Source organism: Flavobacteriales bacterium, from assembly GCA_016715895.1.
Lineage (GTDB): Bacteria > Bacteroidota > Bacteroidia > Flavobacteriales_F > PHOS-HE28 > PHOS-HE28.
Genome location: JADJXH010000003.1, coordinates 577,246 through 592,930, shown reverse-complemented (window position 1 = coordinate 592,930; position 15,685 = coordinate 577,246). Strand labels below are relative to the sequence as shown.

The window sequence follows — 15,685 nt, the reverse complement described above, 5'->3', positions numbered from 1 at the left end:
CGTTTTCCGGCTCAGCGGCGACGCGAGCGCACGCCCAGCACCCCCAGCAGCCCGCGGGTGAGCTCGCGCACCAGCGTATTGCCCACCTGCCGCACCATGGTGTTGCGGCTCAGGTCCTCCACGATGGACCGCTCCGGCTTGGCGGGCTTCGGCGCGGGGTCGGCCTTTTTGCGCGCCTCTCCCCCGCCGTCGTCCTCCGCCTTCAGCCGTTTCTCCAGCAGCTCGAAAGCGCTGTCGCGGTCGATCACCTCGTTGTACCTGGCCGCCAGCGCGCTGCGCGCCACCAGCCCGTCCACTTCCACCGGTGACAGCACATCCATGCGGGTGGCCGGCGCGCGCATCAGCGTGTGCGCCAGCGGGGTCGGCGTGCCCTTCTCGCTCAGGGCCGTCACCAGCGCCTCGCCGATGCCGAGCGAGGTCAGCAACGTCTCCGTGTCGTAGAAGTCGGTGAGCGGGTAGTTCTCGGCCGTGCGCTTTATCGCCGTGCGGTCCTTGGCGGTGAAGGCGCGCAGCGCGTGCTGCACCTTCAGCCCCAGCTGGCCCAGCACCTCGTCCGGCACATCGGTGGGCGTTTGCGTGCAGAAGAAGACCCCCACCCCCTTGGAGCGGATCAGCTTGATGATGGTGCCGATCTGCTCCAGCAGCGGCCGGGTGGCCGTGTCGAAGATCAGGTGGGCCTCGTCGATGAAGAGGCAGAGCTTCGGTTTCTCCGGGTCGCCCACCTCGGGGAAGGTGGCGTACACCTCCGCCAGCAGGCACAGCATGAAGGTGCTGAAGAGCCGCGGCTTGTCCTGGATGTCGGTGAGGCGCACGATGTGCACCACGCCCTTGCCATCGCGCTGCGTCAGCAGGTCGTTCACGTCGAAGCTGCGCTCCCCGAAGAAGCGTTCGGCGCCCTGCTGCTCGATCTCGATCAGCTTGCGCAGGATGGTGTTCACCGTGGCCGGGCTCACGGCGCCGTACTGCTTCTGCACCTCGGCCTTGCCCTCCTGCGTGGTGAACTGCAGCACGCGCCGCAGGTCCTTCAGGTCCAGCAGCGGCAGGCCGTTGTCGTCGCAATACTTGAACACCAGGGCCAGCACGCTCTGCTGGGTGTCGTTGAGCTCCAGGATGCGGCCCAGCAGCACGGGACCGAACTCGCTCACCGTGGCGCGGAGGCGCGCGCCCTTCTCATCGCTCAGGCTCAGCAGCTCCACCGGCAGGGCGGCGGGCTCGTAGGGCAGCCCCAGGCGGGTGTGGCGCTCGTCGATCTTCGGGTTCGGCGTGCCCGGCGCCGCGATGCCGCTCAGGTCGCCCTTGATGTCCATCAGCAGGCTGGGAACGCCGTGCAGGCTCAGCTGCTCGGCCAGCGTCTGCAGGCTTTTCGTCTTGCCGGTGCCCGTGGCCCCGGCGATGAGGCCGTGCCGGTTGAGGGTGCGCAGGGGGATGCGCACCGGCGCGGCCGCCACGCAGGTGCCCTGGTACAGCGGGGCGCCCAGCACGATGGAACCGCCCTGCACGGCGTAGCCCGCCTGCATCGCCTGGGTGAACTCCTCGGTCGTTCGCATGGCGACGAAAGTACAGGCGCGCTGCGCCCCTTACTTGAACAGGCCGCCCAGCAGGCCCTTGGCCATGCCGGCCAGGTCGCCGCCCTTGCCCAGTTCGCCCAGCAGCCCCTGCAGGTTGCCGGCGTTGCCGCCGATCTTGTCGCTGAGCAATTGGGTGAGCAGCGGCAGCACCAAGGCCATCACGCCGCCGGCCTGCTGGCCGTTAAGCCCCACCTGGCCGGTGAGCTTCTGGTTGAAGACACTGCCGATCTGGTCCAGGAGGCCGTTTGCGCCGGCGGTGTTCTGGGCGCTGCTGAACAGGTTCAGCACGTCGTCCATCCCGAAGCCGTCCGCGCCGCCGAGCACCTGTTTCACGCTGTCGCCGGCCGCGGCGATGGAGCCCTGCGCCTGGCCCTCGTTGAGGCCGAGCTGGTTCACCAGCTGCGGGCCCACCTGGCCCTGCAGGGTGGAGAGGAGTTGGTCGAGCATGGGGACAAGGTAGGGGCTGCGGCCGCGGTCGGCGACGACCCTCGGGCGGCCAGCTGGTGGGCGCCCTGTGGAACGGGGCCACCTTGAGCGCCCAGGTGCCCGGTGAACCGCACCTCCACTACCTGTTCACCATCGCCCAGGACGGCAAGCCCTACGCGCACCTCATCGACCTCTCCAGCACGGGCCACGGCTCGCAGGGCGAGGTGGTGAAAGCCAACATCCCCTGGACGGCGGCGGCCCCCTCACCTACCAGCGCGGCATGGCCGTGGTGGACGACCGCAGCGGCTACGGCCCCACCACCCTCTTTTTGCTGGGCCACAGCGGCACCCAGGCCCAGCTGCGCGCCCTGTCGGTGGCCGCCTTCCATGCCGACAACAACACCCCCGACTGGCACACCCTGGAGACCGTGACGGCCACCCCCGCCATCCTCAAGGGGCGCCTGCAGCCCAGCCCCGATGGACAGCGCCTGGCCTACGCCCGCACCACCGGCACCGGCATGGGCCTGCTGCAGTGGGGCGGCAACGAGCTGCGCGTGGTGTCGCTGGACCCCGGTCGCCTGGCCCTCAGCGGGGCGCCCCTCACGGTCACCGGCCCCACGGGCCGCATCACCGGCTTGGACTTCAGCCCGGCGGCGGACTACCTTTACTTCACCGTGAGCGGGTTGAGCTACCCCACCACCCAGCGCCTCTACCGCCTGCCCCTGGCCGGCGGCGCCATCGCCCCAATGGCCTGGCACGTGACCGATGTGCGGCGCAACGCCCAGCAGGGCGGCACCCACATGCTGTGCACCACCACCACCGGCCTGCGCCGCATCGCCCAGCCGGACGATGCCAGCCCCACGCAGACCACCCATGCCCTGCCCGGCATCCAGCCCGCCCTGGCCCTGCAACCGGTGCTCATCGGCCCGGACCGCAGCACCAGCACCCGCCACCTGGGCCGCCGCCGCTACGAGCTCACCGACCACCTGGGCAACGTGCGCGCCGTGGTGGGCGACCGCAAGCTCAGCGACTTCAGCCTCGACATCAACACGCCGGTCCTGGTACCCACCAGCTTCAAGGCAGATGTGCTGTCCTACGCGGATTATGATCCCTTCGGGAGCTTGCTCGATGAGCGGCATGCGTTGGCGTACCGGTTCGGGTTCAATGGCAAGGAGAACGACAACGAGTTCTTCGATGAACCAGGAGCGATCCAGGACTATGGCATGAGAATGTACGACCCGCGCATTGGTCGCTTCCCCAGCGTGGACCCAATCGCAGCACAGTATCCAGAACTCACGCCCTATCAGTTTGCTAGCAATACTCCGATCCAAGCAACCGATCTCGATGGGTTGGAAGCTGATTTTTCAGCCGGGAAGGTCGCTCCCTTGGAGTACACTAACCCGCAGTGGATACACGCCACGGCAGCGATCAACACGGCGGGTGCTGCTTGGAACACACTGGTGGATCTGTCCGAACTCGTGGTCAATATCCTGCCGCCCTACAATGCGTTCAACGAGGGAGCAGGGTATGAGAAGGTAGGCAAGGGGTTCGCGTCCGCTGCAACTGGCGCTTATGACTGGACGGTCAATACTTCAGGTGCGCAAAAGCGAGAAGACCTTGCAACGACCTTCTCGAATCCGCATACATACACCAACGCAGCCGGGTCCCTGGCGGTTGGCGGTGCCCTTGGCAAACTAGCGGGAGGGTCGAAGCTTTCCGTAGCTACTGAGGGTTCAACGGTTTCTGCAACTGAACAAGTTGTCTATCGGGCTCTCAGTACCACGGATCGCGCCGCAGTTGATGCAGGAAAATCTCTTGTTCCGAAAGGAACCGGAGGCTCTGTTCTAGATCACGTCAGAGGCAAGCCAACTGGTCACATTTCGGCATCCGAAACTCTTGCGGGTACTGCCAGATTCAATAGTGGCAACGGGGTAGTCGCAATCAACGTGAACAAAGCCGTAGCTGGTGGGGCGAGATTCATTCCTCACGGCAACGTCATGCAGGCTGTCAAGCATCTGCCGAAACAGGGAATGAAAGTTGGGCAAGCATCGGAGGTTTTGTTTGATGGAAGCATTGCCCCGAATTCATACCGATTGATGGACTGATAATCACTTAGAGACATGCTCAGCAGTTACATAAATGTCTACAACACATGTCTGGTGATTCTTCGGAAGCGTGGCTTTTACATACGACATGAAGCAGACAAGGAGTTGTGGTATGCCGAGTACTCAGGCTTCGTCTTCTGTGCTGATAATCCGATTGAACTTCTAGGACTCGTTGGCATTTATGATGAACTGAAGCCAACAAGTGATACTGAGGACTGGTGGAAGGTGGACCACCCTGATGTGCTTGCTGAGTTTGATTGACTTCTCCCCCTGACTCGCGCGAGCGTCCTTCGCTCGTGCGCCGCACAATCCCATTCCCCCCTGCACCCCAGGCGTGCCGAAGATGGGACAGTGGTCCACCCCGCGACGGATACCCCGCCCGGGATCGCAGCGGCGGCCCGGCGCAGCGCAGGGCCAGCGGCGCACGCCACGAGGAGGCGACCACCGGGAGCCCCCGCAGGGCGATGCGCCGCGGCCCGCAGCCAGACGGCCACAGCGGAGAGCCCGACAGGCGGCCAAAGAAGCACCCACATCATCCCCCGCAGCTCCTCCCTCCACGACCCGGCCGACTTCAGCGTGAGCGAGCAGAACGGCGGGCTGCCCCGCACGATCCCACTCATCCATGCACCCCTGGCGTGCCGAAGATGGGACAGGGGGGTGTTCGTGGGGAAATGACGGTTGAGCATCCCCTTTGGGTCGAGGAGCAGGATGGAAGTGAGTGATCACCCGCGTTGGCCCGGCGAGTGCGCGGCGTGCCTGACGAGGAGAAGCCCGTTGCTGCGGGACATGAGGGCCGATGCGCGTCGCTGTCGCCGGCAAGGCCATCTCGCGGCATTTCACTGCCCCGCACGATCCCACTCATCCATGCACCCCAGGCGTGCCGAAGATGGGACGGGGGGGCTGGGACGGGCGCCCCGCCTGCCCTCAAGCTGAGCCGAGCGAGAGCATTTCGGCGGAAGGCGGGCCCGGAGGCCCTACGAAGGCCCTCACTCGGCACGCACAGCCTTCCCACGGGCTGAGCCGAGCGAGAACAACCGGGTGGAAGGAGGGCCGGAGGCCCTATGGATCCCCTCACTCGGCACGCACGGCCTTCCCCCGGGCTGAGCCGAGCGAGGGCGACCGGGTGGAAGACGGGCCGGAGGCCCTATGGATCCCCTCACTCGGCACGCACCGCCTGCCCGCAAGCTGAGCCGAGCGAGAACATCCGGGTGGAAGGCGGGTCGGAGGCCCTATGGATCCCCTCACTCGGCGCGCACGGCCTTCCCCCGGGCTGAGCCGAGCGAGGGCGACCGTGGGGAACAGCCCGCACTTCCGCCACCTGCTCGATCACGTCCTCCACCTGCTCAGGGCGGCAACCGCCTGGGGGTGGCGGGGGGCAGTTTTGCCTCACCAACAACGACCCCCATGACCCGCAGCCTCCTCCCCCTCGCCTTCCTGCTGTCCTCCTTCGCCCACGCCCAACTGAGCACGGTGCCCGCCGATGTGGAACGGATGGCGCTGCTGCGCGCCAGCGGCCGCACGAGCCAGGTGGAGGCGCAGGTACGCTATGAGCGTGTGGACGCCTCGTTCCACCCCTCCCCGACCGGCGAGCTTCTGCGGGTGGTCACCCCGGCCGATGGCGGATACAGCGTGCGCATCACCGGCCCTGCGGGCAGCCTGCGCATGACGGGCACCTACCGGGACGCGGATCTTCGTGTGGCCCACGGCGCCTTCGCGTACCACCACCCCAACGGTCGCCTGGAGAGCACGGGGACTTACGTGGACGGCCGCAAGCATGGGGTGTGGCTGCGGTTCGACGCGACGGGCCGGGCCCTGGCCGAGCGCTGCTACGGTGTCACCGAACCGGAGGCCATGCTGGAAGCCCACGGCTGGGCCAGCCGGGCCGCGATGGTGGATGGGGCGAGCGCGGCGACGCGGTAAGGATGCAAGCCGCAAGCCTCAAGCCGCAAGCTTCAAGCTTCAAGCCGTAAGCTTCCTGCCGCGAGCGGGAGGCCTTCGGCGTTGCGGCCACCCTCAGCGTTCGTGGACCAGGATGCGGGTGAAGCGGCCCGGCAGCTCGCGATCGCACAGCAGGTAGGTGCCCGGCCTCACGTCGAGATCGAGCGTGCGGTCGCCAGCGGGTTCGGTGGTGCTGAGCACCAGGCGGCCGGTGGCGTCGAACAGGTCCAGTGTGGTGGGACGGGCGAGGGAGACCGTGATGCGGCCAGTGCTCGGGTTGGGGAAGACGACCAGCGGTGCGGCGGTCGTTGTTTCGGGCACCGAGGCCGCCTGCAGGCCGCACGCCGCCGGAAGGCCGCACACCACGTTGGAGAGGAAGTCGACCACGATGGCCTCGGACCCCTGGGGGTCGGAGTTGAAGTAGCCCACGTGGCCGGTGCCCGGGTACAACAGGAAGCAATGCTCCAGGCCGATGGCCTCGGCGTGCTGGTGGATGTGCGCGCTGCCGCTGGCGATGAGGCCCGTGGGGATGCCAAAGACGCTGACCTCCTGGGTGTAGCACGGCACGATGGCATCGCCCGATTCATGCACGCTGACCAGGGGCTGGTCGCCGGGCACGATCCAGCTGGTGTCGCCGATGGCGCCGCTGTAGCTGTAGCAGGCCAGCACCTCGCTGGAGTAGTTGGGCGTGCCCGAGTTGCCTTCGATGCCACCGAGCGCGGCCGAGTCGGGCACCAGCACCGCAGGCAGTTCGGCCGGCTGGTCCAGGTAGGTGGCGTGGATGGCGGCGATGGCCCCGGCGGAGACGCCGCCCACGATGATGCGGTCCACATCGATGCCGTAGGGGTTGCCGTCCTCGGCGACGGTCTTGCGCAGGTGGCGCACGCAGGCGCGCATGTCGTGGGCGCCGCGCATCACGGCCTGCTGGGTGGTGGTGGCGTTGGGGAAGAAGAAGCCCACGCGGTAGTCCGGCGCCACGGCCACGTAGCCGCGGTGCGCGAAGGCTTCGCAGAGCTCCGCCACGTCGGCCCGAGAACCGGCCACGAAGCTTCCGCCGAAGGCCACCAGCACCACCGGCCGCTCAGCCAGGGTGTCGCCGGCGGGCTCGTAGACGTCCATGTAGAGCGTCTGCAGCGTGCCCCCCACGCCGGTGTTGGCGCCGAAGGGAACGGCGGTGGTGACGATGAGGCTGTCGAACAGGGCCGGGTCGCTGTAGCGGCCGGTGCCGCATTCGTTCTGGGCGGCCAGCGCGGCCGGCAGGATGGCGGAGAACAGGAGTACGGTGAGGCGCATGAGCGGGGTTTGGCCGCTCAAGATAGACGGACCGCTCAGTAGTTGCAGAAATAGCGGATGGCCTCGGCCGCCTTGGCCGCGCCGAGCTCCTGGCTGCGCTGCAGTTCCCGACAGCCCTCGTAGATCTGGTAGGCCATCACCAGGGCGATGCCCTTGTTGTAATGCGGCTGCGCGGCTTCGGGGTCGAGCTGGATGGCGCGGTCGTAGTGGGCGATGGCCTCGCTGTGCTCGCCCAGCAGCAGGTGGATGCTGCCCTTGAGGTCCCACGCGTCGGGGTCGTCGGGCCGCAGGGCGATGGCGCGCTCCGCGTCATACAACGCACCCACGTGGTCGCCGAGCTGCTTGCGGGCGAAGCTGCGGTTGAACAGGGCCTCCATGGTGCCGGGGGACAGGCCGATCACGCGGCTCTGGTCCTGCAAGGCGCCTTCCATGTCGCCCAGTTCCTTGCGGGCGAGGGCGCGCTCGAACCACAGCTGGGGCAGATCCGAGGCCAAAACGAGCGCGGTGTCCAGGTCGGCCTTGGCGGCCTCGGCGCGACCTGCGGCGCGGTGGGCGCGGCCCCGGTTGAACCAGGCCATGGCGAAGCCCGGGTCCAGGCGCACCGCATGGTCGTAAGCCGCGAAGGCCTCCTCGGTGCGGCCCAGACGCTCATAGGCCAGCCCCCGCAGGTCGTGCGCGATGGCCAGCGTGCTGTCCAGCGTGAGGGCCACGGCCGCTTCATCCAGCGCCTGCACCGGTTGTTCGGCCTGCAGGTGGGCCAGTGCTTTCTTGAGGTGCAGCCAGGGGTCGTTCGGGGTGCGCCCCAGCATCACGGACAGGCTGCGGATGGCCTTCAGCGGTTCCTGCATCAGCAGCTGTTCATCGGCCCGGTGCTCCAACATCAACGAGTCGTACGGCGCCAGGGACACCGCCCGGTCGCGGTCCTCCTCCGCTCCCTTGTAGTCCGTCATCAGCACCTTCAGCCGCGCCCGCCGGTCCAGGATGTGCTCCGAGTACGGGTTCAGCTCCAGCGCCCTGTCCATATCCTGCAAGGCCCCGGTGTACATGCCCAGCCGCTGGTAGAGGCTCGCCCGCTTCATGTACGCATCGCCATAGCCCGGGTCGGTCTGGATGGCGTTGGTGTAGTGCTGCAGCGCCCGCTCGCTGTTGCCCAGGCGCAGCTCGATGTCGCCCTGCTGCAGCAGCTGCGCGGCGTCCATGCGGTAGGTGCTCTGCGCGTTCACCACAGTGGTGAAGGCCAGGGCGATGCTGGTCACGATGGCTGCCGTGCGGTGCGTCCTCATCATGGAGTGAACGTGTGGCGTGCTGGATCGGTTCAACGGGCCCGGTGCGCGGCATGCACACCGGCGACGTGCCCCGTGCTCCACGCCGATTGAAAGTTAAAGCCGCCGGTGATGCCGTCGATGTCGAGCACTTCGCCGGCGAAGAAGAGCCCCGGCGCCACGCGGCTTTCCAGGGTGCGCGGGTCCACCTGGGCCAGGTCGATGCCGCCGGCGGTGACGAACTCCTCCTTGAAGGTGGTCTTGCCTTGGGCCGGAAAGATCTGGTTGGTGAGCACGGCCATGAGCTTGTCGCGGCCGCGGCGCCCCAGCTCGTCCCAGGGCTTGGCCTCCGGCAGTTCCGCGGCCAGGCACAGGGACGTCCACAGGCGGGTGGCCAGCCCGAACAACGGCGTGTTGGCCACGCGCTTGCGCGGATGGTCGGCGATGGCGTGCTCGAGGGTCTTCACCACGGCGGCCTCCCCCACGCCTCCCGTCCAGTCCACGAGCACCGTGTAGCGGTACCCGCGCTCGTGCAGCACCCGCGCACCGAACGCGCTGAGGCGAAGCACCGCCGGACCGCTGAGGCCCCAATGGGTGATGAGCACCGGCCCGGTGGCCTCCAGGCCCAGGCCCGCGAGGCGGACCCGCACGGGGTCGGCGGAGACGCCCATCAAGGCGCGCAGAGCCGGGTCGGGGATGTTGAAGGTGAAGAGCGAAGGCACGGGCGGCACGATGCGGTGCCCCAGGTGCTGAAGCCAGGCCAGGCCCTCGGCCTTGGGGCTTCCTCCGGTGGCCACCACCACGGCCGAAGCGTCCACGCTGCCGAAGGGACCGCTGACCCGCCATCCGTCGCCCGCAGGCTCAAGGGCGCGCACCGGATGCTGCAGGCGGGTGACCACACCGGCACGTCGGGCGGCCTCGGTCAGGGCATCGATCACGGTGCGCGAATCATTGGTGCTGGGGAACATGCGTCCGTCGCCCTCGGTATGCAGCCGCACGCCATGGGCGGCGAACCAGGCCACCGTGTCCGGCTGGCCGAAGGCCTCGAACACCTTGCGCACGAACGGTCCTCCGCGCGGGTAATGCCGCGCCAACCGCGCCGGTTCCACGCAGGCGTGCGTCACGTTGCAGCGACCGCCTCCGCTGATGCGCACCTTGGCCAGCAGCTTGTCACTGCCCTCGAGCACCAGCACGCGCGCCCCCTGGGAGGATGCGGCGATGGCGGCCATGTGGCCGGCCGCGCCGCCGCCGATCACCACCACGGTCCGATCCTCCGCCCTGGCCATGCCGCGAAGTTCGGCCGGGCGAACGTTGCGCACCGTTGTGGTGTTCCCCTGCCATGAAGTGGACGCTGTTCATCACGGCCGCGACGATCGTGCTCTTCCTGGTGGCGCAGCTCGTGAGCCTGTGGGCCGTGCGCCGGGTGGAGCAGGTGCCCTACCAGGTCGTGGAACGCCTGCGCGATGCGGAGGTACGCTCCTACCCGGCGCATTGGGCCGCGGGGCATAGCACCCGGAACGCCCGCCTCGGCGAGGCCGGCACGATGGGCTTCCGACGGCTGGCGCGCTACATCTTCGGCGGTAACGACCTGGAGGAGCGCATCGCCATGACGGCCCCGGTGACCCTGGAGCAGGGCGATGGCGGCTACACGGTGTTCTTCGGCATGCCGGGCGGTCGCACGGACCATGATCTGCCCGTGCCGGACGACCCCACGGTGCTGGTGGTGGAGCGCCCTTCGGTGCGGATGGCCTGCGTGCGCTTCGGCGGACGCGCCACGGATGCACAGATCGCGGCGGAGCTGGAGCGGCTGCATCGCGCATTGGCGGGTTCGCCCTGGCGGATGGTGGGGCGCCCGGTGGTGATGGGCTATGATCCGCCGTGGCAGCTGCTGGGGCGCCGCAACGAGGTGGGCATCGCCGTGGAACGCGCTGACGGCCAGGGATGACCGGCCTTTGGCACGCGGCTTGAAAAGGCGGCGGCGGCAACAGCCAACGCCATGAAAAAGCTCCTGCTCATCGCCGCCCTCGTGCCCCTGGCCGGCGCGGCCACCGCCCAGTTCCAAGTGAACCCGCAGCTGGGCCTCACCTATCAACACCTCACCGACGACGACCCGAACGTGGAGTTCCGCGGCACGGTCGGCTGGCAGGTCGGCACCGACTTCCGCATCGGCAACCGCGCCTACGTGCAGCCCGGCGTGTTCTTCGGCCGCAACGTCACGGCCGTCAAGACCAGCCTGAACGACTCGGTGGTGGCCGAGGGCGACATCATCCGCACCAACCTGCGCTTCAAGCTGCTCGGTGGCTACCGCATCGTGGACAGCTACCAGTTCGACCTGCGCTTCTTCGCCGGCCCCACCTACGATGTGCTCCTGAGCGTGGATGACCGCGACGACGATATCGGCTGGAACAAGGGCGACTTCAACAGCGGTTCCTTCAACGTGGATGCGGGCCTGGGCTTCGACATGGGGCTCTTCACCCTGGAGCCCAGCGTGAGCTTCGGCCTGAGCCGGGTGTTCAGCGACAACATCCGCGTGAAGGACATCGGCTCGCGCTACCTCACCTACGGGTTGACGGTGGGCCTGAACTTCGGCGACGACGACAAGAACGACTGAGCGACGCCAAGCGTTGAACGAAGAACCCTGCGCCTCCTGTTGGCGCGGGGTTCTTCGTTCCATGACCTGGCGCATCGTTCCGGCAGGGTATTTGACATTCCTTCGGAGGACCCGTCCAATGGTCCAGCTAGTGATGAACATGCTCCGTTCCCTGGGGATCGCCGGCCTGATGGCCGCCGCCCCGCTGATCGCACAGGAGGAATGGCCGCTCCGCTTCACGGCGGAAGGCACCGAATATCAGGTGTTCGCCCCGCAGCCCGAGCGCCTTTCGGGCAACCACTTCGCCGCGCGCATGGCCGTGGCCGTGAAGCGCCCCGCCGACAAGGCGGCGGTGTTCGGTGCGGTGTGGGGCGATGGCATGCTGGAGATGGACCGCGGCAACCGCATGGGCCGTCTGATGGCCTTCAGCGTCACCGACGCCCGCTTCCCCGGCATCACCGACGAGGGCGAGCTGCTGCGCCTGCGCACCACCCTGAGCGCCGAGATCCCCAAGCGCACGCCCCAGCTGAGCATGGACCTGCTGGTGGCCGCCCTGGAGGATGAGCGCTCCCGCGAGGACGGGCTGAACAACGATGCGCCCGAGATCATCTACACCGAATCGCCGAGCGCGCTGCTCTTCATCGACGGGGCGCCGCGCTATGAAACGCTGGACGATGTGCCCGACACCGACGATCCGGTGTACCGGTCGGCCAAAAGCGCCCGGGTGGAGCGCGTGTCCAACACGCCCTTCCTGGTGCTGCGGCACAACGGCCAGCACTACCTGTACGGGTCGGGCCTGTGGTACCGCAGCACGGCGCTGGAAGGCCCTTGGGGCGTGCAGCGCGATGTGCCGCAGGTGCTGCGCGAACTGGCGGCGAAGGCCGGTGACAGCGCGGCCCTCACCTCCACGGCCGGCGCCGACGGCCAGGTGCCGGTGATCGTGATGCGCACCACACCGGCCGAGCTGCTGGACCTGGATGGCCCGCCGCAGTACGAGCCCGTGGAGAACACCGGCCTGCTGGCCGTGATGAACACCGACCGCAATCTGTTCCTGGAGATCGCCACACAGCAGCACTACGCGCTGTTGAGCGGCCGTTGGTACCGCACGAGCGACCTGCGCAGCGGGGCGTGGAGCTTCGTCCCCTCCGCGGACCTGCCCCGCGATTTCCAGGCGATCCCGGAAGGAAGCAAGAAGGACGCGGTGCTGGCGCATGTGGCGGGCACACCTGCTGCCCGCGAGGCCGTGCGCGATACCCGCATCCCGCAGACCGCCAAGGTGGACCGGCGCAGCGCGAGCCTCACGGTGACCTACGCCGGTGCGCCGGAGTTCGAGCTCATACCGGGCACATCGGTCGAGCTTGCGCGCAACGCCAGCACCAGCGTGCTGCGGATCAATGGACGCTATCACGCCTGCGACAACGGCATCTGGTTCGAGAGCGCAACGCCGGACGGACCGTGGATGGTGAGCACCGCAGTGCCTGACGCGGTGAACGACATCCCGCCCAGCAGCGAGGCCTACAACCTGCGCTACGTGTACATCTACGACCACACACCGGACTGGGTGTACATGGGCTACACCCCGGGCTACATGGGCGCGTACGTGCAGGGCGGCGTGGTCGTGTACGGCACGGGGTTCTACTACGCCCCATGGCCGCGCTTCTGGCGACCGCGTCCCTTCACCTGGGGCTTCGGCATGTTCTACGACCCGTGGGGCGGCTGGGGCTTCGGCGGCGGCTGGGGCTACAACTGGTACGGCCCCGGTTGGGGCTGGGGCTGGGGTGGCTGGAACTGGGGCTGGGGCGGCTGGGGCTGGGGTGGTTGGGGCACCGGTGGCTGGGGCTGGTGGGGTCCCTGCCAGTACGTGCCGCCCTGCTGCCACGGCACGGTGAACAGCTACTACGGCCATCGCGGCACGCTGAGCGCCTCGCGCAGCACGCCCGGCACGGCCGCGCCCGCGAACAGCCTGTACGCCTCGCGGCAGCGACCGGGTGTGACGGCCAGCCAGGTGACCCGCGCGACACCGACGCAGAACGTGAGCAAGCAACCTGCGCCGGACCACTTCACCGATGCGGCCGGCAACGTGTACCGCCGCAGCAACGGCACGGCCGAGCGATACACCGGCAACACCTGGGAGAAGGTGCCCGCTCCGCGTCCTGCTCCATCCGGCGCTGCCGATCGTGCACGACCTGCCACCCAGCCGGAGACCCGGCCTGCCCCGCAGCCCGCGCCGGGCACACGACCCGCACCCGAGGCGAGGCCCCAGGCACGGCCCGATGCGCAGGACCCGTACCGGATCCAGCAGGACCGCCAGCGTGCGGTGGAGCGGGACCGCACCTATCAGCAATACCGCACGCAGCCCTCGATCCCGCGGCGTGATGTGGCGCCGCCCCAGCGCAGCGCGCCCACGACCCGGCCCAGCGCGCCGCAGCGGAACTACAGTCCGGCGCGCCCCGGTGGATCGGCCCGGCCTTCCGCTCCAAGCCCCTCGCGGTCCGGCGGAGGAGGTGGCGGTCGGGCGCCCTCCGGTGGTGGCGGCAGCCGTTCACGCGGGCGCTGAGGAGCACGCATGACCGGGCGGGGTGTACCTTTTCGGCACATCCCGCCCATGCGTTCCTCCCTCGCCCCTCTCCTTCTCGCCGTCCTGCCCGCCGCGGCCCAGCCGGTGACCAACATCCAGGTGACCGATGTCCTCGTGGAGCAGGTGCTCCGCGGCCAGTACGATCCGGCCCTGTATGCCTCGTCCTCGCCCATCACGGACCATGGCACCATGCTCTGCGAGATGCGGCATGCGCTGGAGGCCGACTCCTTGCGCGCCTCTCTGGAGGTCCTGGAGAGCTTCCACACACGGCACTCGTACAGCGATACGATCAGCGATGTGCACGGCATCGGTGCCGCACGGCGCTGGGCCCTGTCTCACTTCGCCCGCTCCGCCCAGGCGAACGAGGGGCGGCTGCTGACCGGCTACCTCCAGTTCGACTGGCCCAACGGCTCGTGCGGCGATGCGTTCGGCTGGCGCAACGTGCTGGCCGTGCTTCCCGGTAGCGACACGAGCGACCACCAGCTGGTGCTGATCGAAGCCCACCTGGACAGCCGGTGCGCGGGCGACTGTGACGTGGACTGTCCGGCGCCGGGGATGGAGGACAACGGCAGCGGCTCGGCCCTGGTGCTTGAGCTGGCCCGCGTGATGAGCCGCTATACCTTCCGGCACACGCTCGTGTTCATGCTCACCACCGGCGAGGAGCAGGGCCTGGTGGGCGCGGAGGCCATGGCCCAGTGGTGCGCGCAGGAAGGCATCGCCATCAAGGCCGTACAGAACAACGACATCGTGGGCGGTGTGCTCTGCGGGCAGACCTCCAGCGCTCCGTCCTGTGCGCCACCCGGCTCGGTGGACAGCCTGCGGGTGCGGCTCTTCGCGGCCGGCACCGTGGCCGCCCCGCACCGCACCTTCGCCCGCACCGTGCGGCTGATGTACCAGGAAAAGCTGCAGGACCAGATGGCCGTGCCCATGGCGGTGGAAGTGATGGACCGCGAGGACCGCGACGGCCGCGGCGGCGACCACATCCCCTTCCGGGCCCAGGGCTACCGCAACGTGCGCTTCACCAGCGCCAACGAGCACGGAAGCGCCGAGGTGGACAGTGCGTGGTACACCGATCACCAGCACACCAGCGATGACGTGCTGGGCCTGGACACCGACGGCGACCTGGCGGTGGACAGCTTCTTCGTGGACTTCAACTACCTGCAGCGCAACACGCTGATCAATGGCATGGCGGCCGCCCTGATGGCGCTCGGTCCTGCCGAGCCGCAGTTCGTGGTGCACGACGAGCCCACCGGCCTCCGGGTGAGCTTCACGCCCGCCCCCGGTCACATGGCCTACCGCGTCGGCGTGCGACGCACCAACAGTGGTCCCGACTTCGACGCGGTGTACCGCACGGCCGACACCAGCTTCCTGGTGCCGGGGCTGACGGCGGGGCTGGGGTACGCCATCAGTGCGGCCGTGGTGGACAGCAGCGGGGTGATGAGCCCCTTCTCCCGCGAACAGGTGAAGGGCAACGATGCGGACACGCCACCGCAGCCTGTGGACGACCTGCCCTACGGCCTTTCCTGCTGGGGCATCGGGGTGCCGGAGGCCGATGCGGCCGCGTCGTGGACCTGGTTGAGCCCGCCCACACCGGACCCCTTCACGAAGGAGGCCCTCTTCACCGTGAACGCGCCACCCGGCCTTGCACCGCGCGCGGAGGCCTACCTGCTGTTCCGTACCGCGGACGGGCGCTCCCTGGGCCGCAGGCCGCTGCGGCTCGCGCCGGGGCGCACCGATGTGCACTACCATCACGCCGGCGCGGCGGGGGTGCACACCGCTTCCCTGGTCATCGATGGGCGCGTGGTGGCCACCGAACGATTCGTCGTCACCCGCTGATCCGTCACGCACGACCTCCGCTCATGCGGATCGCGTCCCGTTCATCCGAAGTGCGCGAGCAGGTCCGAACCGTACGATCACCTTCACGTC

At 68.5% G+C, this 15,685-nt stretch carries 12 protein-coding genes; 7 read left to right on the top strand and 5 right to left on the bottom strand.

What is annotated here, in order from left to right; all coding sequences use genetic code 11:
* Positions 1 to 11: 11 nt before the first annotated feature.
* Both IPM49_02700 and IPM49_02695 read right to left on the bottom strand, forming a co-directional pair.
* Complete coding sequence (locus IPM49_02700; protein MBK9273435.1) at positions 12 to 1,547, bottom strand: DUF853 family protein; 1,536 nt, start codon at positions 1,545 to 1,547, stop codon at positions 12 to 14.
* Positions 1,548 to 1,577: 30 nt separating this feature from the next.
* On the bottom strand, positions 1,578 to 2,015 hold the full coding sequence (locus IPM49_02695) for a hypothetical protein (protein ID MBK9273434.1): 438 nt from the start codon (positions 2,013 to 2,015) through the stop codon (positions 1,578 to 1,580).
* 259 nt (positions 2,016 to 2,274) lie between these two features.
* Between IPM49_02695 and IPM49_02690 the strand changes: the two genes are divergently transcribed.
* The 3 genes from IPM49_02690 (at position 2,275) to IPM49_02680 (ending at position 6,018) form a co-directional block, all read left to right on the top strand.
* Positions 2,275 to 4,098: an RHS repeat-associated core domain-containing protein gene (locus tag IPM49_02690; GenBank protein ID MBK9273433.1), complete on the top strand. Its 1,824-nt coding sequence runs from the start codon at positions 2,275 to 2,277 to the stop codon at positions 4,096 to 4,098.
* A 15-nt stretch (positions 4,099 to 4,113) separates the two neighbouring features.
* Positions 4,114 to 4,359, top strand: coding sequence for a hypothetical protein (locus IPM49_02685; protein ID MBK9273432.1), 246 nt, complete (start codon positions 4,114 to 4,116; stop codon positions 4,357 to 4,359).
* Positions 4,360 to 5,502: 1,143 nt separating this feature from the next.
* Complete coding sequence (locus IPM49_02680; GenBank protein MBK9273431.1) at positions 5,503 to 6,018, top strand: hypothetical protein; 516 nt, start codon at positions 5,503 to 5,505, stop codon at positions 6,016 to 6,018.
* A 93-nt stretch (positions 6,019 to 6,111) separates the two neighbouring features.
* Here IPM49_02680 and IPM49_02675 read toward each other — a convergent pair whose 3' ends face one another.
* The 3 genes from IPM49_02675 to IPM49_02665 are packed head-to-tail and all read right to left on the bottom strand — an operon-like array spanning position 6,112 to position 9,877.
* Entirely contained in the window at positions 6,112 to 7,329 is a 1,218-nt protein-coding gene (locus tag IPM49_02675; GenBank protein ID MBK9273430.1) for a carboxylesterase family protein, read from the bottom strand.
* A gap of 35 nt (positions 7,330 to 7,364) precedes the next feature.
* Positions 7,365 to 8,615 (bottom strand): tetratricopeptide repeat protein, encoded by a 1,251-nt coding sequence (locus IPM49_02670; GenBank protein ID MBK9273429.1) that lies wholly within the window; start codon positions 8,613 to 8,615, stop codon positions 7,365 to 7,367.
* Between the two features lie 29 nt (positions 8,616 to 8,644).
* Positions 8,645 to 9,877: an NAD(P)/FAD-dependent oxidoreductase gene (locus IPM49_02665; protein MBK9273428.1), complete on the bottom strand. Its 1,233-nt coding sequence runs from the start codon at positions 9,875 to 9,877 to the stop codon at positions 8,645 to 8,647.
* 53 nt (positions 9,878 to 9,930) lie between these two features.
* Between IPM49_02665 and IPM49_02660 the strand changes: the two genes are divergently transcribed.
* The 4 genes from IPM49_02660 to IPM49_02645 all read left to right on the top strand — a co-directional run bounded on the left by IPM49_02660 (position 9,931) and on the right by IPM49_02645 (position 15,595).
* Positions 9,931 to 10,536: a heme-binding protein gene (locus IPM49_02660; protein MBK9273427.1), complete on the top strand. Its 606-nt coding sequence runs from the start codon at positions 9,931 to 9,933 to the stop codon at positions 10,534 to 10,536.
* Positions 10,537 to 10,587: 51 nt separating this feature from the next.
* On the top strand, positions 10,588 to 11,202 hold the full coding sequence (locus IPM49_02655) for an autotransporter outer membrane beta-barrel domain-containing protein (protein MBK9273426.1): 615 nt from the start codon (positions 10,588 to 10,590) through the stop codon (positions 11,200 to 11,202).
* A gap of 139 nt (positions 11,203 to 11,341) precedes the next feature.
* On the top strand, positions 11,342 to 13,738 hold the full coding sequence (locus IPM49_02650; protein ID MBK9273425.1) for a hypothetical protein: 2,397 nt from the start codon (positions 11,342 to 11,344) through the stop codon (positions 13,736 to 13,738).
* Between the two features lie 48 nt (positions 13,739 to 13,786).
* Complete coding sequence (locus IPM49_02645) at positions 13,787 to 15,595, top strand: M28 family peptidase (GenBank protein ID MBK9273424.1); 1,809 nt, start codon at positions 13,787 to 13,789, stop codon at positions 15,593 to 15,595.
* The last annotated feature ends 90 nt before the right edge of the window (positions 15,596 to 15,685 follow it).

What these genes read in the sequence shown, in the direction of transcription:
- IPM49_02700 (MBK9273435.1), bottom strand. Translation starts at nt 1,547, where the DNA reads ATGCGAACGACCGAGGAGTTCACCCAGGCGATGCAGGCGGGCTACGCC.
- IPM49_02695 (MBK9273434.1), bottom strand. Translation starts at nt 2,015, where the DNA reads ATGCTCGACCAACTCCTCTCCACCCTGCAGGGCCAGGTGGGCCCGCAG.
- IPM49_02690 (MBK9273433.1), top strand. Translation starts at nt 2,275, where the DNA reads ATGGCCGTGGTGGACGACCGCAGCGGCTACGGCCCCACCACCCTCTTT.
- IPM49_02685 (MBK9273432.1), top strand. Translation starts at nt 4,114, where the DNA reads ATGCTCAGCAGTTACATAAATGTCTACAACACATGTCTGGTGATTCTT.
- IPM49_02680 (MBK9273431.1), top strand. Translation starts at nt 5,503, where the DNA reads ATGACCCGCAGCCTCCTCCCCCTCGCCTTCCTGCTGTCCTCCTTCGCC.
- IPM49_02675 (MBK9273430.1), bottom strand. Translation starts at nt 7,329, where the DNA reads ATGCGCCTCACCGTACTCCTGTTCTCCGCCATCCTGCCGGCCGCGCTG.
- IPM49_02670 (MBK9273429.1), bottom strand. Translation starts at nt 8,615, where the DNA reads ATGATGAGGACGCACCGCACGGCAGCCATCGTGACCAGCATCGCCCTG.
- IPM49_02665 (MBK9273428.1), bottom strand. Translation starts at nt 9,877, where the DNA reads ATGGCCAGGGCGGAGGATCGGACCGTGGTGGTGATCGGCGGCGGCGCG.
- IPM49_02660 (MBK9273427.1), top strand. Translation starts at nt 9,931, where the DNA reads ATGAAGTGGACGCTGTTCATCACGGCCGCGACGATCGTGCTCTTCCTG.
- IPM49_02655 (MBK9273426.1), top strand. Translation starts at nt 10,588, where the DNA reads ATGAAAAAGCTCCTGCTCATCGCCGCCCTCGTGCCCCTGGCCGGCGCG.
- IPM49_02650 (MBK9273425.1), top strand. Translation starts at nt 11,342, where the DNA reads ATGCTCCGTTCCCTGGGGATCGCCGGCCTGATGGCCGCCGCCCCGCTG.
- IPM49_02645 (MBK9273424.1), top strand. Translation starts at nt 13,787, where the DNA reads ATGCGTTCCTCCCTCGCCCCTCTCCTTCTCGCCGTCCTGCCCGCCGCG.